This window comes from Bacillus sp. FSL M7-0791 (genome assembly GCF_038627085.1).
Lineage (GTDB): Bacteria > Bacillota > Bacilli > Bacillales > Bacillaceae > Bacillus > Bacillus safensis.
Genome location: NZ_CP152022.1, coordinates 569,681 through 589,185 on the forward strand (window position 1 = coordinate 569,681; position 19,505 = coordinate 589,185).

Genomic DNA, 19,505 nt, shown 5'->3' on the forward strand with positions numbered 1-19,505 from the left:
TGGGTTAGGAGTTGATATCACATGTTCTGGCTGCAAACCGCCTTTTTTACAATCGTTGTCTTGTGTCTCTCATGGTGGGCAGGGAAAAGACGCCGGCAGCGCCATGCGGGGTTCATTGTCCCAATATGCTTGATTTTATTTGGTTTGGTTTTATTGATTGTTAGTTTTTTTATTGGCAGATGGGAAGGCATGGTGCTTAGTCTAGCGAGTATCTCTATCGTTCTCTCTTCCAGCATTTGTTTAATCATCGTCACTGGAATTCAATTTTTTAAAAAAGATGACCCTTCTTAAGCAGGAGCATCTGTATTCATCATGTTTTTATATTCTTCACGAAGGATGCCCATGATGATGACATCTGAGTATGTACCGTTGAAATAGAGCGCTTGGCGTCTTTTTCCTTCGTATTGAAATCCGGCTTTCTCATAGCTTCGAAAGGCCCTTGGATTGTGGGAAAAGACTTCAAGCTCAAGACGGTTGAGTTCTAATGTGTCAAAGGCAAATGCTTGAACCATCCGAACAGCTTCAGTGCCATAGCCTTTTTGAAAATGCTCTGGCCCGTGAAGCGCAATGCGGAAGCTTGCCGTATGATTGATTGGATCAATGTCCACAATCGCCGCATCTCCAATCATCTCTTTCGTGTCTAGCAAACAAATGGCGAAATCTCGTCTGCTGTCATCCTGCAAAAAGCGAGTATAGGCGGAGCGAATTTCTTCTAGTGTGAACGTTTTGCGTGTGCCAGTCATATAAAGTGTTTCTGCATGCTGGCATCCTCTTTGAATACCAGGATAATCTTGCTCTTCAATCGGTCTCAAAAATATACGAGTCATGACGGATCACCCTCCTCTATATATCGAGAGATTTCAATTAAATTCAGATCAGGATCACGGATATAAACAGATTCAATTGGACCTAATGTACCTGTGCGTCTGACCGGCCCCTCTTCAATGGGGACCACTTGCTTCCGGAGGTGCAGCAGCAAACTGTCCATGTCTAAATCGGTGATAAAGCACAAATCATGAGATCCAGGAAGAGGATGAGCCGCTTTTGGCTCAAATTCATGACCAGCTTCATGGAGGTTGATCTTCTGTAAACCAAAACGAAGCGCTTTACGGCCTTCACCAAAAGTTTCTTCCTTCATCCCTAATACGTTTGTATAAAAGCGAATGGTGTCCTCCATATGTTGTACAGTCAACACGATATGATCAAGTCGTCGTATCATCAGTCTCTCCTCCAAGTATGATCATTGATTGAACTGACTCTATTATATCATCACCTGAAGAGGATACCTTATTTAATCACGGTTTTATAGCTCCAGCTTTCCAAGGACATTTCCTTTCCGCGCAATACCCTTTCATCAAACTCCATCCAGCCATTTTTCCGGTAGAACTGACGATTGGCCTCGTTGTGTGTCATCAGTGTAAACAGTCCGCCGCCTTGCCGGGCGATAAAGGGAAAAAGGCATTGCTTTAACATGCGGCTTCCGAGTTTTTTTCCTTGCTGGTCTTTTGCCACGACAAGTGCTTCTAAATACCAGTAAGGCTGCTTTAAGGAAGAACATGCCTTTTTCGCCTCCTTTAACACACGGAACACATGCTGAATCGCCGATATACCGCCAGTGAAGAGCAGCTTTAACCCACCTGACAACACATAATCCATGACGCCTGGTTCAGGAAGTCGCGGATGCTTTAAAAGGGCAGCAGACACAATTTTCTCGTCCTCAACCCCGACCAAACAGATTTGATGCTGAAAATACACCTTTGTATTGACCAAATGCAGCTGACGAGCGAAAGCAGAACGGTTTGAGACCTTTTCACATAATAGGTCAAAAAATGAATAGTCCTGAAACGAATCATCTAACAACTCTGCCACTTGAGGCAGTTCATCCTCTCTAGCAAGTCTGAAATGAAACATAAGATGGCCCTCCTTTACTGAACATATATAGATTATTGAACATGTGTTGATTATAATAAGAAGTAAACCAATCGAACATCGGCAATGGATGAGATCCTGTTCATAAATAGACATTTGGCGCCTGATTGTTCAACAATGGAGGGGATGTCATGAAGGACAGACGAACAATCAAAACAAAAAGAGCCATTCGGGAAAGCTTCCTTGAACTGTTAAAGAAAAAGGAAGTGCAGCAGATTACAGTATCAGAGCTATCAAGGAAAGCAGATTTAGGCAGGGGAACTTTTTATTTGCACTATCAAGATGTGTTTGATTTATATGAACAGCTTGAGAAAGAACTATTCGATCAGCTCGGGGGGTTATATGATGAATCCTTTCCAAGTCAGGATCCTCTTGATATGCTTTCTTTTTTAAACAAAACGACGGAGTACTTGAAAGAGAATCAATATATGTTGACGTTATTTGTAAAACCAAATGGCCCAACGACAAACCAATTCAAAGCCTTTTTCAAAGAAAAAATCATGAAAGAGTGGCAGCTTGATCAGCGGCCGATTACAGAGAATGAGCAAATAGAGGCCTCTTTTGTCGTGTCTGGGGTCGTGGGTGTACTCGAGGAATGGATTCATGAAGAAATGACCATTGATGCCGGCAAGCTCGCGCATAAATTATACGAGCTTCTCGTCAAGGTGGAACAGGAATCGTAAAAAGGGAGAAAGTTATGTAGCCTTTGTCTTTTCTTTTTGATAAAATAGAATATATGTTCTTATTTGAAGTGAGGGAGTGGTGGGATTGAGTGAGAAAAGGAAGCTGCTTTTTTATGGGGCGATGAGTATCGATGGATATTTAGCGAGAGAGGATCACCGGCTCGATTGGCTGATAGGGACAGAGGGCGAAGAAGAAACGAGCTATGACACCTTTTATGCGTCAGTCGATACGCTGATTATGGGGCGCAATACATATGAACAAGTTCTTCAGCTGTCACCAGATGAGTTTCCTTATGAAGGAAAGACATGTTATATCATGTCACGTACTTTACAAGACAGTCTGGAAGGAACCCATATCATTCGCGAAGATATCTTATCATTTGTGAAAAAATTAAAGAATGAAACAGGCCGGAATATTTGGATTGTTGGCGGCGGGGGACTGCTTCAATCTTGCATACAAGCAAGATTGGTTGATGAGCTTTTTCTTCAAATCGTACCTGTCATGATTGGAAGAGGAATTCCTCTCTTTTCGCCGGCGGATCTGGAATCCAAGTTTTCATTACAGGAAGTAAATCAATATAAACAAATTGCTGAAATGCATTTTATCTTAAAAGAAGAGGATCACTGAACCAAGGTGGTCTTTTTTTTTATGAAATAAACTCGTTGACAAGAAAATATCCTAGTGTTAGGATAAATTTATCTTAGTTTTAGGATTTCTTGAAAAAGGAGTAGTTGCCATGGTGCAGCATGATCATGAATTAGATTTAAGGCTATTCCGCGTGTGGATGAAAGCCTATCAAGCCCTTTTTACAAATATCCAAAAAGACATTGAACGTTATGATATCGGATTTGAGAACTTTCAGATCCTTGAATTGCTCTACAGTAAAGGGCCTCAGCCTGTTCAAAAAATTAGCGATATCCTCTCAATCCCAAGTGGAAGCATGACATATGTCGTGAACAAACTAGAAAAACAAGAACTGGTGAAAAGGCAATGTGCGCCTTCAGATAAGCGGGTATTTCATGTATGGCTGACGGAAAAAGGGAAGCAATTGTTTGACGATATTTTCCCTAAACACACAGAGGTCATTTCGCAAAATCTAGCCTTTATTGAAAAAGAAGAAAAAGAGCAGCTCATTGAATTACTGAAAAAAATCGGTTTAGGTGCAAAACAACTTCGCGAAAAGGGGAAACAAGATGACACTCAGCTTTGATACGTTGGTACGTGAAAGACGATCCGCATCAAATTTTTTGCCAAATATCTCGATTTCGAGAGAAGAGCTTAACAGCATATTTGAAGAGGTCAAGCTGGCACCATCCGCTTTTAACTTGCAGCATACACAATATGTCGTCGTCCAAACAGAAGAGCTGAAAGAACAAGTAAGAGAAGCGGCATTTGGACAATATAAAGTGCACTCTGCTTCAGCAGCGATCATCGTACTCGGAGATCCAAAAGCTTATGAGCACGCAGGGAACATATATGAAGGCCTAAAAATGCTAGGCATTATCAATGCGCAGCAATATGAAGAAATGGTCAGAGAGACCATGAGCTTTTATGTGCAGAGAGGAGCCGATTTCCAGAAGGAAGAGGCGATCCGCAATGCTTCCTTATCTGCCATGCTGTTTATGCTTGCCGCTAAAAATAAAGGCTGGGATACTTGCCCGATGATCGGTTTTGATCCCGAAGCAATGAAAAAGGTATTAAACATTCAATCAGATTTGGTTCCTGTGTTAATGATTACACTCGGAAAAGAAAAAGTAGAGAGCAGACAAGCGAGAGGCTATAGAAAGCCAGTTTCTGAATTTGTGACATATTTATAAGACAGGGGGTTCCCATTATGGAACTAGGAATTAGTACATTTGTTGAAACAACACCCGATTTTCAAACAGGAAAAACAGTCAGTCACGCACAGCGTATTCGAGAAGTAGTAGAAGAAATTATTTTAGCAGATCAAGTCGGTCTCGATGTATTTGGCGTAGGTGAGCATCACCGTGAGGATTTCGCCGCATCGAATCCAGCTGTCGTCTTAGCGGCTGCAGCCACACAAACAAAAAATATTCGTCTGACAAGTGCTGTGACAGTTCTTTCATCAGCAGATCCTGTTCGTGTATTTCAGGATTTTGCAACGCTGGATGGACTATCAAACGGACGTGCAGAAATTATGGCAGGCCGTGGTTCATTTATTGAATCATTCCCTCTCTTTGGCTATGACCTGGACGACTATGAAGAATTATTTGAAGAAAAGCTTGATTTGCTGTTGAAATTACAGCAGTCAGAGCGTGTAACATGGAGCGGAAAGCATCGCCCATCCATTCAGGATGTTGGGGTGTACCCAAGACCTGTTCAAGATCCGCTTCCAATCTGGATCGGCAGTGGAGGAAACCGTGAATCTGTCGTACGTGCTGGATTACTAGGGTTACCGCTTGTACTTGCCATTATTGGCGGAAGTCCTAGACAGTTCGCACCGCTCGTTCAGCTGTACAAGCAAGCGGCAGTGCACGCTGGACATGACCCTGAGAAATTAACTGTAGCATCACATTCTCATGGATTTGTTGCGGCAGAAACAGACCTGGCAGCAGATCAATTCTTCCCATCTACACAGCATGTGATGAACACATTAGCGAGAGAGCGCGGCTGGGGACCTTATACTCGTTCTACGTTTGATGCAGCGAGAACTTTAGAAGGGGCGCTGTATGTAGGAGATCCAGATACAGTGGCAGAGAAAGTCATTCACCTTAGAAAAAATGTAGGCATCACACGTTTTATGCTTCATGTACCGGTTGGTTCAATGCCGCATGATCAAGTGCTGAAAGCCATTGAGCTATTTGGAAAAGAAGTGGCTCCTAAAGTAAGAGAAGAGGTTGCCCGCTGGGAAGCAGAGCAAAAATAAATAAAAAGGCCGATCAAGAGAATAGGCTTGATCGGCCTTTTCTTATGCTTAAGGATCAATAACACATGGTTTCACTGTAGGGCATGAAGCAGCAGAAGCAAGTGGTGTGGTCGTCAAGGTGAAGAGGAAAACAAGTTGAAAACAGATGAGCCATTTTTTCATGAAATCACCTCCGTTCACAATTGTTTCACTAGATTGAGATGAGTATAAATGCATAGAAGTATGTAACGCACTCTATCCAGCATAAGACAATGATATCATAATTTTCAAAAAAATGAAAAAATAAACTTACAAAAGTTCTAAATTATGGTATAGTTTATACGTTCAACAAAAAAGGGAGGGATTTTTTTGTGAAAAAGGTCATGTCTTCTGTTTTGGTTGGAGCAATTGTCTTAACGGGTGCTGGGGTCGCAACTGCTCCAGTGGAAGCAAAGGAGCAAACAAACAGTGAAGTAACGGCTCAGGCCAGTCGAACTGTTTCAGTAACAAGAACATATACGACATCAAACATCCCAGAAAGTATTGTATATGCAGAGGATGGCTGGGTAGGGATTTTAAAACAAACCTCTATTGAAGAATTAGGATTAGGAAAATATAGAGTCACATTTACTGGAACAGTGGTACGCGATCCGGGATTTAATTAAATAAAACGCAAAGCTGACAGGTGGACAAGCCAGCCTGTCAGCTTTTTTCATGAGGATAATAAAGAATCATTTGCATCCGTACCATTTGTTCTCCGGTTTGTTTATACGTGTGCGTCCGGTCCGCTTTAAAACGAATAGAGTCTCCGGCTTTTAAGGTGTATTGTTCATCACCAATGGATAAATCAAGGACTCCCTCAAAAACAGTGATCAATTCCTCTGTTCCCCCAATGTGTTCACTCGCACGAAGCGACCCGCCTCGATCAATTTCCACTCGGTACATTTCAAATTTCCCCCGGTCGTCAAAAGGGAAAGTCGTGTATACACGATATTTTCCATCATCTTCAGTTAAAACCTGTGCATCTTCTTTGCGTACTACCTTGATTTCAGGCTGTGGTGCGTGAATGAGCTCACTAAAAGATACCTTTAATCCGTTGGCGATTTTCCACAAAGTCGTGATGGTAGGGGTCGATTCTCCTCTTTCAATTTGTCCAATCATCGTCTTGCTGACACCAGTTAATTCTGCCATCTTTTCGAGGCTTAATTTTTTTTGATCTCTAAGAAGCCTCACATTTTTAGAAATAATCGATTGTACGTCTTCCATGAAAAAAGCTCCTTTCTCTATTTACTTTATAAAGACCGAACGTTACAATAAAACGTAATGTACGCAATAAAGTAATTAAAGTCTAAATAACGTATAAGGGGGGCGGCATTTTGATTGTATCCATGTTGTTCTATGCTTTTGTTAGCAGCTTTACCCCAGGGCCCAACAACATCATGGCCATGGTCTTTACAAATAAATATGGGGTCAAGCAAACATTTCGATTTTGTTTAGGTGTAGGTATCGGATTTCTCGTCATTTTGTGTTTGAGCTGCTTCTTTAATCTCATCCTTTATCAAGTGATGCCGAAAATAGGCTGGGTTATGGCGTTCATCGGAGCTGCATACATGATTTATTTAGCGGTCAAAATCATGAAAAGTAAAGGCGGGGATGACGAAACACTTGATCGCTACAATCATTTTATCCCTGGTATGATGCTGCAATTTATCAACCCAAAAGCGATCTTGTATGGATTGACTGTGATTTCAACATTTGTTTTGCCATACGGACAATCTAATATGCAGTATGTCATATGGACGCTGATTCTCGCACTCATTGGCTTTCTCGGTACATTCAGCTGGAGCTTATTTGGCTCTTTGTATAAGCGTTTTTTGACTGCTTACGAAAAACCGTTCCAGTATGTGATGGGGCTGCTTCTGATATACAGTGCGATTTCGATGATATGGGGCTATGTGATGTAAGTAGTCAGGAGCTTGGCCGCTGTCTGCCCATCACAACAGTATCATAATATAATCCGTCACTCAGCCGTTTATCGTTTTTTAATACGCCTTCAATCAAAAAGCCGTGGTTCTCATATAACCGAATGGCTTTTTTGTTCGTTTCAAGCACATGAAGGGAGATCTTCTGAATGCCCTGCTGATCTGCCCAGTCGATTGAAGCGGCTAAAAGCTCTTTCCCGATGTGATAGCCCCAAGCATCTTTCTGGATGGCGACGCCAAATGTCACTTTATGAGCAGAGCGCTTGAGTGAATGGCCCTCGCATCTTGAAAAACCAACAATTTTTCCTTCAATAGCAGCGACCAAAAATAAATGCCGGCTTTGCTTGCTATCCTCTTGAATCAAAGCCTCAAATGCTTTTTCATCAAGAAAGGCTTCGCCCGGTTCACGGTCTAAATATTCTGTTTCACCATCGATTTTCAGTCTGAGAGCTGATAACTGTTTGGCATCGGCTGCTGAAGCGGACCGAATATGATAGGTCAACCCACGAACTGTGAATATTTTTTCAGAGATGATCATGAAATAGAACACCAACCCTTCTTCTAATGTCTATCATACCTGAAACGTGTACATCGCACACTCAGATGTTTTGTATCTTTCAAAAAGGCTAAATGAATAGTATCAAACGTGGAGGTGGAACAAATGAGTAAAGAAAAAGGACATATGGATAAAGCGAAAGGAAAAACAAATCAAGTCAAAGGTCAAGTCAAAGAAAAGCTTGGTGAAGCAACCGATCATCAAAACTTGAAAGCAGAAGGGAAAAAGGATCAAGCAAAAGGAAAGCTTCAAGATAAAAAAGGGGATGTCAAAAATAAGCTGAACGAGTAGAACCGAAACAAGTGCGTTACTTCATGTATTCCTCATCACATGTCTTTCATCAAAAAAATGAATAGATGTGTGAAAAGAATTGATTATACGTTCTCACGATCATCATGTAGACTTGAGAGAGAAGACATAATCAAGGGAGATGGATGAAATGGAGCACGTGTGGGGAAAAGTTGACGAGTATATCACAGACAAGTTGATTCCTAAAGATGATGTATTGGAGCAAACCCTTACTCATAATAAGCAAGCGGGTCTGCCAGAAATTGATGTGTCACCAGCCCAAGGGAAAATGCTTTATTTATTAGCAAAAACGAAGAATGCAAAGCGCATTTTAGAAATCGGGACACTCGGTGGATACAGTACTATTTGGCTGGCCCGTGCTCTTGAAGAGGATGGGGAACTCATCACATTGGAGGCTGTCAGCCATCATGTACAGATCGCACAGCAAAACATCAGCAGAGCGGGCTTATCAGAACGGGTGAGCATTTTGGAAGGAAAGGCATTAGATACGTTATCTCAGTTAAAAGAGAAGGCTGCGCTTCCATTCGATTTCATTTTCATTGATGCAGATAAACCGAACAATCCGAAATATCTGAAGTGGGCGTTAGATTTCTCGAAAAAGGGAACAGTCATTATTGCAGACAATGTCGTCAGAAATGGTGCAGTCCTTCATGACTCTGATGAGGATGAACGAGTACAAGGAACTCGTGAATTTTTCGATTTACTCAAACAAGAGCCGAGAATAGAGGCAACAGCGATTCAAACTGTTGGGGAAAAAGGTTATGATGGATTTGTATACGGAATCGTCAAATGAAACAAAGCTTAACCACATGTGGTTAAGCTTTTTCTTTTAGAAAAACCATCTAGCAGCGCCCATCAGCATGACGCCGACAAGAACAGTAAGTGACAGGCTTTTTGTCCAAACAGCAATGAGTACAGTAGGAGTCAAGACAGCAAGATACATCCAGTGAATGGTGACGCCTGTGCCTGTTGATGTATGGATGAAGAGATGCTCTGCAATCAAAGCTGTAAAGATACAAATAGGGATAAACGATAACCATTTCAGCACCACTTCAGGCAGCTGAATACTCCGTACAAATATAAAGGGGACGACTCTCGGAATGACGGTGACGATCATACAACCAACAATGAGCCATAACATAAAGCTGCTAATCATTTATCTGTCACCACCCCAATAGTTGCGACAAGTACAGTTGCTATGAGAACAGCCACATGTGATGGAACAAAATGAAGCAGAACAAACATAGCAATGACCATATACAACACAAGCGACAGGCGATGAGTTAACTTATTTTTGGGTACTGTCTGTAACGAAAGGACTAACAGTGCAGCAAACATCGCTGATAAAGCAAAATCAAGACCAAGCGCTTCAGGATTTGAAATCCAATGTCCAAAAATGCCGCCAAGTATGCAGGCCGCAATCCAGCATAAATACGCCGTTAAGTTCAGTCCGTGCATCCACCTGTTATTCAGCTTTCCTTGCTGCGCTAATTTATTTATCGCTACACCGAAGGATTCATCAGTCAGCAATAGACCGAATCCTATATTTTGTTTCACAGAGTAGCGTGTGAAATGAGGAGCAAGCGTCAGGCTGAGCAATAAATGCCGCAGATTGACAATAAATGTGGTGAAAATAATAGCGGAAAGGGGACTCCCTGTTACAAGCAGTGCACAGATAATAAACTGTGAAGCACCTGCGTAAATAAAAATTGATAAAAGCGCAATATCACATATACTTAACTGTGCGCTAATTCCAACAATTCCGAAGGCAAACCCAATACTCATATAACCGAGCAGGGTTGGCACACAATCTTTTATTCCCTCGAGAAACGGTTCATGTTCCGTGCTGGGAATGTGTTTCCTCGCTTCAATATCCAACGTCCTCTACTCCTTTTCTCCGTGGCCACCTATAGTTTTACTTACTATATGAAAACGAATTCAGCATGTCAATACCCGTTTATCTTCTATTATATGAAGAAAAATGGTGACAAAAAAGGATTGAAGTCAACCAGAATTTGTTATAAAGTAGTCTGAAAATAAAAATAAATGAGGTGACGACAATGCTATGGAAGCCTTTATTTGAACATGATGTACCAAACACCCTCCGTCCATAACGGAGAGTGATCTCCGTTTGTGGATATGGCGATCAATATATCTAGTAACGGAGGGGAAAAGATGAAGGAAAAATATATAGGCGCCCTTTACCTAGCAATCGCTGCAAGTATTTGGGGCGGCATGTACGTTGTTGTCAAAGTAACAGTAGCGGTGGTTCCGCCGCTTGAGCTAGTATGGATGAGATATGCTGTAGCAGGAATCGTGCTGGTATGCACCATTTGGCGCTTGGGCTATTCCTTTCGATTAGATAAAAAAGATATCCCGCTTGTTGTCATGATCGGATTGATCGGAAATTTCCTATCAATTGTGACCCAAGAAATTGGCACCATGTATACGTCGGCACAAATGGGGGCTGTGATTACATCTGCGACCCCTGCTTTTATGGTGCTGTTTGCGTTCTTTCTATTAAAAGAAGCCATGACTGTTCGAAAGTGCGCATCCATCCTGCTTGCGACAGCAGGTGTATGGCTCATGATTGGACCAGTCGCAGTGCAAACAGATGAATTTGTTGGCGGTCTTTCATTAGTTTTCGCTGCTTTAACTTGGGCACTGATGTCTGTTTTGCTGAAACGAGTTCCAGGAAAATACCCTCAAGTCGTGACGACCACATATGCGATCATCATTGCATTCATTGTCTTAACACCAGCTGTTTTATTTCGCTTACCTCATCTAGATGTGGAGCAGATGGCAAGGCCAGAGATTTGGGGCGGCATTCTCTATCTAGGCATCATCTCAACAGCTCTAGCATTCTTTTTGTGGAATAGAGGGCTTCAATTGATGGATGCCTCGAGCGGCGGTCTGTTCTTTTTCTTTCAACCGATCGTAGGGGCAGCTCTCGGCTGGCTGCTTTTAGGTGAAGAGATGGGGATACGCTCATTCATTGGGATTCTATGTATCTTTGCAGGAGTCTATACTGTACTGCGTCAAAAGGAATAAGAAGAGATGTCCCTTATAAAAGGGGCATTTTCTTTAAAATGGGCAGGGAAGAGAGTAGAGGTTGGGGGGAAGCAGAATGATACAATTTCCGCATTTGCAAAAAGGACAAACAATTGGCGTTACAGCACCTTCCTCAGGTGTACAGCCATCTTTACATAACATGTTTCAGCTTTCATGTGAACGAATGAAAAATAGAGGCTACGATGTCATATGTGGAGAGACGGTCTGGCAGCAGGAAAAGGCAAAATCTGCGCCTGCGATAGAACGAGCAAACGAACTTCAGTACATGATGACATGTGAGGAGATTGATCACATCATCCCGCCATGGGGAGGACAGCTGCTTATGGAAGTGTTAGAGCACCTTGATTTCTCATCGATGAAAAAAAAGTGGATTCTTGGTTACTCAGATACGAGTGCACTTCTGCTGGCGTTAACATTAAAAACAGGCATTGCCACAGCGCATGGACCGAACTTAGTCGATCTTCAGGGAGAAGATCTTGATCAAACGACTGTTATGTGGGAGGAAGTACTTTCAACAAAAGAAGAAATGGACATAAGCCAGTTTTCTTCATCTATGTATCAAAAGGAATGGCAGCGTGACGATCCGATTAAACATGTCTTTCATTTAACAGAATCGACCGCTTGGCATACGGTTGATCAACAAGAAAAGATGGTAAAGGGCAGACTGCTGGGTGGCTGCATTGATGTCATACGTCATTTAGCAGGGACACCTTATGGGGACGTCAAAACTTTTCAGAAAACATTCATAAAAGATGAACCGATTCTCTGGTATTTCGAAAACTGCGAATTAAATGCTGCAAGCGTGAAGAGATCGCTTGTTCAATTAAAACTAGCAGGTTGGTTTGATCACTGTTCAGGTATAATGTTTGGGCGTAGTGCTGTAAATGTGCCTGTTGAAGGGTATCAGTATCAGGATGTATATGAAGAATTACAAAAGGAATTACAAATCCCCATTTTTTACGACATAGATTGTGGGCATGTCCCGCCGCAAATGACGCTGATTAATGGGGCATATGCAGAAGTACAGTTGCATCCTCAAGGAAAAGCCGTACTAAAGCAAACATTTTTAGCATAAAAAAGGAAAGGGCGAACCCTTTCCTTCATATCACATTACATCCCTTTTGTTTCTTCACCTGCTTTTGGAACTTCCCACGCCGACTCACGGAATACTTTTTCCCATTTAGATACGACAATACATGCAACGGCATGCCCTGGAACATTCACGCCTGTTCGTGCCATATCCATAATTCGGTCAACACCGGCTATGATGGCAACGCCTTCTGCGGGAAGACCGACAGCATGAGCGGTTGCCAAAAGAACAACGAGTGAACCGGATGGCACAGCTGCAATACCTTTACTCGTTAACACAAGAACAAGCATCATTAAAAGCTGCTGTGACAGACTCATGTCGACACCAAACGCTTGTGCAAGGAATACGCAGGCAACCGATAAATATAAACTTGATCCGTCACAATTGAGAGAAAGACCAGATGGAATCACAAAGGAAACGATTCTTTTTGGACACCCGTATTTCTCCATTCGTTCCATCAATTGAGGAAGGACAGTTTCAGTACTCGTAGTAGAGAAGGCAACAAGGAACAAATCCCAAATCATTTTTAATACTTCGAAGTAGTTAAAACGGAAGATCAGTGCGACCAGAGGGAATAAAGCAAAGAGAATAATGAATAATCCTAAAAATACTGTTCCGACAAGCTTCATCATTGGGATTAATAAAACAATGCCATATTGGCCGACAGAAGCAGCCATTAATGCAAGAACCCCAATAGGTGCTGTCACCATCACCATCTGTGTGAGCTTAAACATAATTTGTGCCACTGATTCAAAGAAGGCGAGAACAGGAGCAGAGGCTTTACCGATTCCGCTTGCCGCTACACCAAATAAGATGGCGAAGAAAATGACAGCAAGTAAATCATTCTGAGCCATAACATCGACGATATTGGTTGGAATGATATCTAATACCATTTGTTTAAAGTCAACGACCTTCTCCGTATAACCATCTAATTCCCCAATATCTTTCTTAGCTAATTTAGAGAAATCGAGGCCAACGCCAGGCTTTAGCCCATTTGCCAATAATAGCCCGATCCCAAGAACAATGGTTGTGATGACCTCAAACCAAATGATCGTCTTTAATCCAAGGCTGCCCATTTTCTTCATGCCGCCGCTGCCGGCTGCACCAATAACAATGGTAGAGAACACGATTGGAACAACGATCATTTTAATCAGCCTGATGAATCCATCTCCAATTGGCCTGAGGGCCATTCCGAAGTCAGGGAAGAAATGGCCGATAAGAGCTCCTATCACCAAAGCGATCATGATTTGAAAAGCGATAAACTTTTTCATCATCTCCTACCTCCTTTAAATGCTTGGAAAAATATTAAGAATTTTCCAATAAATAAAAATTCTATGTGGCCATGTTTTGTCCTCCTTTGTATTTAGAAAGATTTTATTTAAGAATCATTGGAATTATGAAGAAAGAGAAGAAAATAGGGCTATTACATGTCTATTGATCTAAGAAAAAATCAATTTTAAAAAACATGAAACTTTTTTAGAAAAATGTATTGACCCTTTTATATGATTCATGGTATATTTTTATTCGTCGCTGATGACGTATTTGAAACAGAGACGTTCACACACATGCGGCAAACAAATTTTAAAAAGATGTTGACTTAAGAAAAACGATATGTTAAGATAATTAAGTCGCCTGATTAAGCGCCCGTAGCTCAATTGGATAGAGCGTTTGACTACGGATCAAAAGGTTAGGGGTTCGACTCCTCTCGGGCGCGCCAATACAAACCACGCGGGTGTAGTTTAGTGGTAAAACCTCAGCCTTCCAAGCTGATGTCGTGAGTTCGATTCTCATCACCCGCTCCATTTTTGAACATGATCTTTGAAAACTAAACAAGACAAAACGTACCTGTTAATTCGAGTTTTTATAAAAAAATCCTATGATACTTCATAGGTAGTCAGTCAAACGCTGATGAAAAACAAAACTTCGGTTTTGTACTTTTTCGGAGAGTTTGATCCTGGCTCAGGACGAACGCTGGCGGCGTGCCTAATACATGCAAGTCGAGCGGACAGAAGGGAGCTTGCTCCCGGATGTTAGCGGCGGACGGGTGAGTAACACGTGGGTAACCTGCCTGTAAGACTGGGATAACTCCGGGAAACCGGAGCTAATACCGGATAGTTCCTTGAACCGCATGGTTCAAGGATGAAAGACGGTTTCGGCTGTCACTTACAGATGGACCCGCGGCGCATTAGCTAGTTGGTGGGGTAATGGCTCACCAAGGCGACGATGCGTAGCCGACCTGAGAGGGTGATCGGCCACACTGGGACTGAGACACGGCCCAGACTCCTACGGGAGGCAGCAGTAGGGAATCTTCCGCAATGGACGAAAGTCTGACGGAGCAACGCCGCGTGAGTGATGAAGGTTTTCGGATCGTAAAGCTCTGTTGTTAGGGAAGAACAAGTGCGAGAGTAACTGCTCGCACCTTGACGGTACCTAACCAGAAAGCCACGGCTAACTACGTGCCAGCAGCCGCGGTAATACGTAGGTGGCAAGCGTTGTCCGGAATTATTGGGCGTAAAGGGCTCGCAGGCGGTTTCTTAAGTCTGATGTGAAAGCCCCCGGCTCAACCGGGGAGGGTCATTGGAAACTGGGAAACTTGAGTGCAGAAGAGGAGAGTGGAATTCCACGTGTAGCGGTGAAATGCGTAGAGATGTGGAGGAACACCAGTGGCGAAGGCGACTCTCTGGTCTGTAACTGACGCTGAGGAGCGAAAGCGTGGGGAGCGAACAGGATTAGATACCCTGGTAGTCCACGCCGTAAACGATGAGTGCTAAGTGTTAGGGGGTTTCCGCCCCTTAGTGCTGCAGCTAACGCATTAAGCACTCCGCCTGGGGAGTACGGTCGCAAGACTGAAACTCAAAGGAATTGACGGGGGCCCGCACAAGCGGTGGAGCATGTGGTTTAATTCGAAGCAACGCGAAGAACCTTACCAGGTCTTGACATCCTCTGACAACCCTAGAGATAGGGCTTTCCCTTCGGGGACAGAGTGACAGGTGGTGCATGGTTGTCGTCAGCTCGTGTCGTGAGATGTTGGGTTAAGTCCCGCAACGAGCGCAACCCTTGATCTTAGTTGCCAGCATTCAGTTGGGCACTCTAAGGTGACTGCCGGTGACAAACCGGAGGAAGGTGGGGATGACGTCAAATCATCATGCCCCTTATGACCTGGGCTACACACGTGCTACAATGGACAGAACAAAGGGCTGCAAGACCGCAAGGTTTAGCCAATCCCATAAATCTGTTCTCAGTTCGGATCGCAGTCTGCAACTCGACTGCGTGAAGCTGGAATCGCTAGTAATCGCGGATCAGCATGCCGCGGTGAATACGTTCCCGGGCCTTGTACACACCGCCCGTCACACCACGAGAGTTTGCAACACCCGAAGTCGGTGAGGTAACCTTTATGGAGCCAGCCGCCGAAGGTGGGGCAGATGATTGGGGTGAAGTCGTAACAAGGTAGCCGTATCGGAAGGTGCGGCTGGATCACCTCCTTTCTAAGGATATATGGAGCAGCGTACGTTTTCGTCTTGTTTAGTTTTGAAGGATCATTCCTTCAAAACATGTCTCTAGCGAGACAGGATTGTTCTTTGAAAACTAGATAACAATAAGTAATACATTCACATTGAATGCAATGCAAAGTTCATCACACATAGTGATTCTTTCTAAAGTAAGAAATGGTTAAGTTAGAAAGGGCGCACGGTGGATGCCTTGGCACTAGGAGCCGATGAAGGACGGGACGAACACCGATATGCTTCGGGGAGCTGTAAGCAAGCTTTGATCCGGAGATTTCCGAATGGGGAAACCCACTGCTCGTAATGGAGTAGTATCCATACTTGAATACATAGAGTATGAGAAGGCATACCCGGGGAACTGAAACATCTAAGTACCCGGAGGAAGAGAAAGCAAATGCGATTCCCTGAGTAGCGGCGAGCGAAACGGGAACAGCCCAAACCAAGAGGCTTGCCTCTTGGGGTTGTAGGACACTCTATACGGAGTTACAAAGGAATGATATAAGCGAAGAGGTCTGGAAAGGCCCGCCAAAGAAGGTAACAGCCCTGTAACTGAAATGTCGTTCTCTCCAGAGTGGATCCTGAGTACGGCGGAACACGTGAAATTCCGTCGGAATCCGGGAGGACCATCTCCCAAGGCTAAATACTCCCTAGTGACCGATAGTGAACCAGTACCGTGAGGGAAAGGTGAAAAGCACCCCGGAAGGGGAGTGAAATAGATCCTGAAACCGTGTGCCTACAAGTAGTCAGAGCCCGTTAACGGGTGATGGCGTGCCTTTTGTAGAATGAACCGGCGAGTTACGATCCCGTGCAAGGTTAAGCAGAAGATGCGGAGCCGCAGCGAAAGCGAGTCTGAATAGGGCGCATGAGTACGTGGTCGTAGACCCGAAACCAGGTGATCTACCCATGTCCAGGGTGAAGTTCAGGTAACACTGAATGGAGGCCCGAACCCACGCACGTTGAAAAGTGCGGGGATGAGGTGTGGGTAGGGGTGAAATGCCAATCGAACCTGGAGATAGCTGGTTCTCTCCGAAATAGCTTTAGGGCTAGCCTCAAGGTAAGAGTCTCGGAGGTAGAGCACTGATTGGACTAGGGGCCCCTACCGGGTTACCGAATTCAGTCAAACTCCGAATGCCGATGACTTATCCTTGGGAGTCAGACTGCGAGTGATAAGATCCGTAGTCGAAAGGGAAACAGCCCAGACCGCCAGCTAAGGTCCCAAAGTATACGTTAAGTGGAAAAGGATGTGGAGTTGCTTAGACAACCAGGATGTTGGCTTAGAAGCAGCCACCATTTAAAGAGTGCGTAATAGCTCACTGGTCGAGTGACTCTGCGCCGAAAATGTACCGGGGCTAAACGTATCACCGAAGCTGCGGACTGTTCTTACGAACAGTGGTAGGAGAGCGTTCTAAGGGCTGTGAAGCCAGACCGGAAGGACTGGTGGAGCGCTTAGAAGTGAGAATGCCGGTATGAGTAGCGAAAGACGGGTGAGAATCCCGTCCACCGAATGCCTAAGGTTTCCTGAGGAAGGCTCGTCCGCTCAGGGTTAGTCGGGACCTAAGCCGAGGCCGAAAGGCGTAGGCGATGGACAACAGGTTGATATTCCTGTACCACCTCCTCACCATTTGAGCAATGGGGGGACGCAGGAGGATAGGGTAAGCGCGGTATTGGATATCCGCGTCCAAGCAGTTAGGCTGGGAAATAGGCAAATCCGTTTCCCATAAAGGCTGAGCTGTGATGGCGAGCGAAATTTAGTAGCGAAGTTCCTGATTCCACACTGCCAAGAAAAGCCTCTAGCGAGGTGAGAGGTGCCCGTACCGCAAACCGACACAGGTAGGCGAGGAGAGAATCCTAAGGTGATCGAGAGAACTCTCGTTAAGGAACTCGGCAAAATGACCCCGTAACTTCGGGAGAAGGGGTGCTTCTTAGGGTGTTAAAGCCCCGAGAAGCCGCAGTGAATAGGCCCAGGCGACTGTTTAGCAAAAACACAGGTCTCTGCGAAGCCGTAAGGCGAAGTATAGGGGCTGACGCCTGCCCGGTGCTGGAAGGTTAAGAGGAGCGCTTAGCGTAAGCGAAGGTGCGAATTGAAGCCCCAGTAAACGGCGGCCGTAACTATAACGGTCCTAAGGTAGCGAAATTCCTTGTCGGGTAAGTTCCGACCCGCACGAAAGGCGCAACGATCTGGGCACTGTCTCAACGAGAGACTCGGTGAAATTATAGTACCTGTGAAGATGCAGGTTACCCGCGACAGGACGGAAAGACCCCGTGGAGCTTTACTGCAGCCTGATATTGAATGTTGGTACAGCTTGTACAGGATAGGTAGGAGCCTTGGAAACCGGAGCGCTAGCTTCGGTGGAGGCATCGGTGGGATACTACCCTGGCTGTATTGACCTTCTAACCCGCTGCCCTTATCGGGCAGGGAGACAGTGTCAGGTGGGCAGTTTGACTGGGGCGGTCGCCTCCTAAAATGTAACGGAGGCGCCCAAAGGTTCCCTCAGAATGGTTGGAAATCATTCGCAGAGTGTAAAGGCACAAGGGAGCTTGACTGCGAGACCTACAAGTCGAGCAGGGACGAAAGTCGGGCTTAGTGATCCGGTGGTTCCGCATGGAAGGGCCATCGCTCAACGGATAAAAGCTACCCCGGGGATAACAGGCTTATCTCCCCCAAGAGTCCACATCGACGGGGAGGTTTGGCACCTCGATGTCGGCTCATCGCATCCTGGGGCTGTAGTCGGTCCCAAGGGTTGGGCTGTTCGCCCATTAAAGCGGTACGCGAGCTGGGTTCAGAACGTCGTGAGACAGTTCGGTCCCTATCCGTCGCGGGCGCAGGAAATTTGAGAGGAGCTGTCCTTAGTACGAGAGGACCGGGATGGACGCACCGCTGGTGTACCAGTTGTTCTGCCAAGGGCATCGCTGGGTAGCTATGTGCGGACGGGATAAGTGCTGAAAGCATCTAAGCATGAAGCCCCCCTCAAGATGAGATTTCCCATTCCGCAAGGAAGTAAGATCCCTGAAAGATGATCAGGTTGATAGGTCTGAGGTGGAAGCGTGGTGACACGTGGAGCTGACAGATACTAATAGATCGAGGACTTAACCTATATTCTAATGTGAAGCATGAACATTGTTATCTAGTTTTGAGAGAACATTCTCTCCATCAGGTTTGGTGGCGATAGCGAAGAGGTCACACCCGTTCCCATACCGAACACGGAAGTTAAGCTCTTCAGCGCCGATGGTAGTTGGGGGTTTCCCCCTGTGAGAGTAGGACGCCGCCAAGCTTGTTATCTTTATATCATCGCGGGGTGGAGCAGTTCGGTAGCTCGTCGGGCTCATAACCCGAAGGTCGCAGGTTCAAATCCTGCCCCCGCAACCAAAATGGTCCGGTAGTTCAGTTGGTTAGAATGCCTGCCTGTCACGCAGGAGGTCGCGGGTTCGAGTCCCGTCCGGACCGCCATTTTTATGACTTGTAAACGAAAACGTATAGTTTCGTTTTTTTTTATGTCTTTTTCTTTCTAGAAGT

20 protein-coding genes, 4 tRNA genes and 3 rRNA genes are annotated in these 19,505 nt (G+C 44.7%); 19 read left to right on the top strand and 8 right to left on the bottom strand.

The features are described from left to right. The first annotated feature begins 21 nt into the window (after positions 1-21). Entirely contained in the window at positions 22-291 is a 270-nt protein-coding gene (locus tag MHI08_RS02785) for a YesK-like family protein (RefSeq protein ID WP_339240868.1), read from the top strand. Here the strand turns inward: MHI08_RS02785 and MHI08_RS02790 are convergent. The 3 genes from MHI08_RS02790 to MHI08_RS02800 all read right to left on the bottom strand — a co-directional run bounded on the left by MHI08_RS02790 (position 288) and on the right by MHI08_RS02800 (position 1,911). Further along, positions 288-827: a GNAT family protein gene (locus MHI08_RS02790; RefSeq protein WP_024427798.1), complete on the bottom strand. Its 540-nt coding sequence runs from the start codon at positions 825-827 to the stop codon at positions 288-290. The genes MHI08_RS02785 and MHI08_RS02790 overlap by 4 nt on opposite strands. Then, entirely contained in the window at positions 824-1,219 is a 396-nt protein-coding gene (locus tag MHI08_RS02795; protein WP_024425420.1) for a VOC family protein, read from the bottom strand. The genes MHI08_RS02790 and MHI08_RS02795 overlap by 4 nt, the downstream gene beginning before the upstream one ends. 68 nt (positions 1,220-1,287) lie before the next feature. After that, complete coding sequence (locus tag MHI08_RS02800; protein WP_339240870.1) at positions 1,288-1,911, bottom strand: GNAT family N-acetyltransferase; 624 nt, start codon at positions 1,909-1,911, stop codon at positions 1,288-1,290. Positions 1,912-2,060: 149 nt separating this feature from the next. On the opposite strand from MHI08_RS02800, the gene MHI08_RS02805 reads away from it, so the two are divergent. From MHI08_RS02805 to MHI08_RS02830, 6 genes are all read left to right on the top strand, one after another. Continuing rightward, positions 2,061-2,612, top strand: a complete 552-nt coding sequence (locus tag MHI08_RS02805) for a TetR/AcrR family transcriptional regulator (RefSeq protein WP_339240872.1) — start codon at positions 2,061-2,063, stop codon at positions 2,610-2,612. Positions 2,613-2,697: 85 nt separating this feature from the next. Then, complete coding sequence (locus MHI08_RS02810) at positions 2,698-3,240, top strand: dihydrofolate reductase family protein (RefSeq protein ID WP_342499971.1); 543 nt, start codon at positions 2,698-2,700, stop codon at positions 3,238-3,240. Positions 3,241-3,349: 109 nt separating this feature from the next. After that, positions 3,350-3,823, top strand: a complete 474-nt coding sequence (locus MHI08_RS02815) for a MarR family transcriptional regulator (RefSeq protein WP_025093552.1) — start codon at positions 3,350-3,352, stop codon at positions 3,821-3,823. Continuing rightward, the gene (locus tag MHI08_RS02820; RefSeq protein WP_024425425.1) at positions 3,807-4,430 is read left to right on the top strand and encodes a nitroreductase family protein; all 624 of its coding nucleotides are present in this window, start codon (positions 3,807-3,809) and stop codon (positions 4,428-4,430) included. The genes MHI08_RS02815 and MHI08_RS02820 overlap by 17 nt, the downstream gene beginning before the upstream one ends. Positions 4,431-4,447: 17 nt before the next feature. Further along, a complete protein-coding gene (locus MHI08_RS02825; protein ID WP_024425426.1) occupies positions 4,448-5,500 on the top strand; it encodes an LLM class flavin-dependent oxidoreductase in 1,053 nt (350 codons plus the stop codon). 350 nt (positions 5,501-5,850) lie between these two features. Continuing rightward, the gene (locus MHI08_RS02830; protein ID WP_056768416.1) at positions 5,851-6,144 is read left to right on the top strand and encodes a hypothetical protein; all 294 of its coding nucleotides are present in this window, start codon (positions 5,851-5,853) and stop codon (positions 6,142-6,144) included. Positions 6,145-6,181: 37 nt separating this feature from the next. Here MHI08_RS02830 and MHI08_RS02835 read toward each other — a convergent pair whose 3' ends face one another. Beyond that, entirely contained in the window at positions 6,182-6,745 is a 564-nt protein-coding gene (locus MHI08_RS02835; RefSeq protein WP_024425428.1) for an XRE family transcriptional regulator, read from the bottom strand. Between the two features lie 110 nt (positions 6,746-6,855). On the opposite strand from MHI08_RS02835, the gene MHI08_RS02840 reads away from it, so the two are divergent. After that, the gene (locus tag MHI08_RS02840) at positions 6,856-7,443 is read left to right on the top strand and encodes a LysE family transporter (protein WP_342499972.1); all 588 of its coding nucleotides are present in this window, start codon (positions 6,856-6,858) and stop codon (positions 7,441-7,443) included. Between the two features lie 4 nt (positions 7,444-7,447). On the opposite strand, the gene MHI08_RS02845 is transcribed toward MHI08_RS02840, so the two are convergent. After that, the gene (locus MHI08_RS02845; protein WP_172881622.1) at positions 7,448-7,999 is read right to left on the bottom strand and encodes a GNAT family N-acetyltransferase; all 552 of its coding nucleotides are present in this window, start codon (positions 7,997-7,999) and stop codon (positions 7,448-7,450) included. 123 nt (positions 8,000-8,122) lie between these two features. Here MHI08_RS02845 and MHI08_RS02850 point away from each other — a divergent pair, with 123 nt between their 5' ends. Continuing rightward, complete coding sequence (locus MHI08_RS02850; protein WP_024427790.1) at positions 8,123-8,308, top strand: CsbD family protein; 186 nt, start codon at positions 8,123-8,125, stop codon at positions 8,306-8,308. 148 nt (positions 8,309-8,456) lie between these two features. Continuing rightward, positions 8,457-9,119 (top strand): O-methyltransferase, encoded by a 663-nt coding sequence (locus MHI08_RS02855; RefSeq protein ID WP_025093548.1) that lies wholly within the window; start codon positions 8,457-8,459, stop codon positions 9,117-9,119. 36 nt (positions 9,120-9,155) lie between these two features. On the opposite strand, the gene MHI08_RS02860 is transcribed toward MHI08_RS02855, so the two are convergent. Together MHI08_RS02860 and MHI08_RS02865 are read right to left on the bottom strand one after the other, a co-directional pair. After that, positions 9,156-9,482, bottom strand: coding sequence for an AzlD domain-containing protein (locus tag MHI08_RS02860; RefSeq protein ID WP_342499973.1), 327 nt, complete (start codon positions 9,480-9,482; stop codon positions 9,156-9,158). Beyond that, entirely contained in the window at positions 9,479-10,204 is a 726-nt protein-coding gene (locus MHI08_RS02865) for an AzlC family ABC transporter permease (RefSeq protein ID WP_342499974.1), read from the bottom strand. Before MHI08_RS02865 ends, MHI08_RS02860 begins: the two co-directional genes overlap by 4 nt. A 297-nt stretch (positions 10,205-10,501) precedes the next feature. On the opposite strand from MHI08_RS02865, the gene MHI08_RS02870 reads away from it, so the two are divergent. Together MHI08_RS02870 and MHI08_RS02875 are read left to right on the top strand one after the other, a co-directional pair. Continuing rightward, the gene (locus MHI08_RS02870) at positions 10,502-11,377 is read left to right on the top strand and encodes a DMT family transporter (RefSeq protein WP_122631427.1); all 876 of its coding nucleotides are present in this window, start codon (positions 10,502-10,504) and stop codon (positions 11,375-11,377) included. 76 nt (positions 11,378-11,453) lie between these two features. After that, positions 11,454-12,473 (top strand): S66 peptidase family protein, encoded by a 1,020-nt coding sequence (locus MHI08_RS02875; protein ID WP_342499975.1) that lies wholly within the window; start codon positions 11,454-11,456, stop codon positions 12,471-12,473. 35 nt (positions 12,474-12,508) lie between these two features. On the opposite strand, the gene gltP is transcribed toward MHI08_RS02875, so the two are convergent. Then, on the bottom strand, positions 12,509-13,759 hold the full coding sequence (gltP, locus tag MHI08_RS02880) for a glutamate-aspartate/proton symporter GltP (RefSeq protein WP_056768426.1): 1,251 nt from the start codon (positions 13,757-13,759) through the stop codon (positions 12,509-12,511). 369 nt (positions 13,760-14,128) lie between these two features. On the opposite strand from gltP, the gene MHI08_RS02885 reads away from it, so the two are divergent. The 7 genes from MHI08_RS02885 (at position 14,129) to MHI08_RS02915 (ending at position 19,439) form a co-directional block, all read left to right on the top strand. Next, positions 14,129-14,205 (top strand) — tRNA-Arg (locus MHI08_RS02885). 11 nt (positions 14,206-14,216) lie between these two features. Then, a tRNA-Gly gene (locus tag MHI08_RS02890) sits at positions 14,217-14,290 on the top strand. A gap of 134 nt (positions 14,291-14,424) precedes the next feature. Beyond that, positions 14,425-15,973 (top strand): 16S ribosomal RNA (locus tag MHI08_RS02895). 182 nt (positions 15,974-16,155) lie between these two features. Further along, positions 16,156-19,086: ribosomal RNA gene (locus MHI08_RS02900) — 23S ribosomal RNA — on the top strand. 61 nt (positions 19,087-19,147) lie between these two features. Further along, positions 19,148-19,263 (top strand): 5S ribosomal RNA (gene rrf / locus MHI08_RS02905). The 16S, 23S and 5S rRNA genes sit together here with 4 tRNA genes alongside, the layout of an rRNA operon. A gap of 18 nt (positions 19,264-19,281) precedes the next feature. Next, a tRNA-Met gene (locus MHI08_RS02910) sits at positions 19,282-19,358 on the top strand. 4 nt (positions 19,359-19,362) lie between these two features. Next, positions 19,363-19,439: transfer RNA gene (locus MHI08_RS02915), tRNA-Asp, on the top strand. Positions 19,440-19,505: the final 66 nt, after the last annotated feature.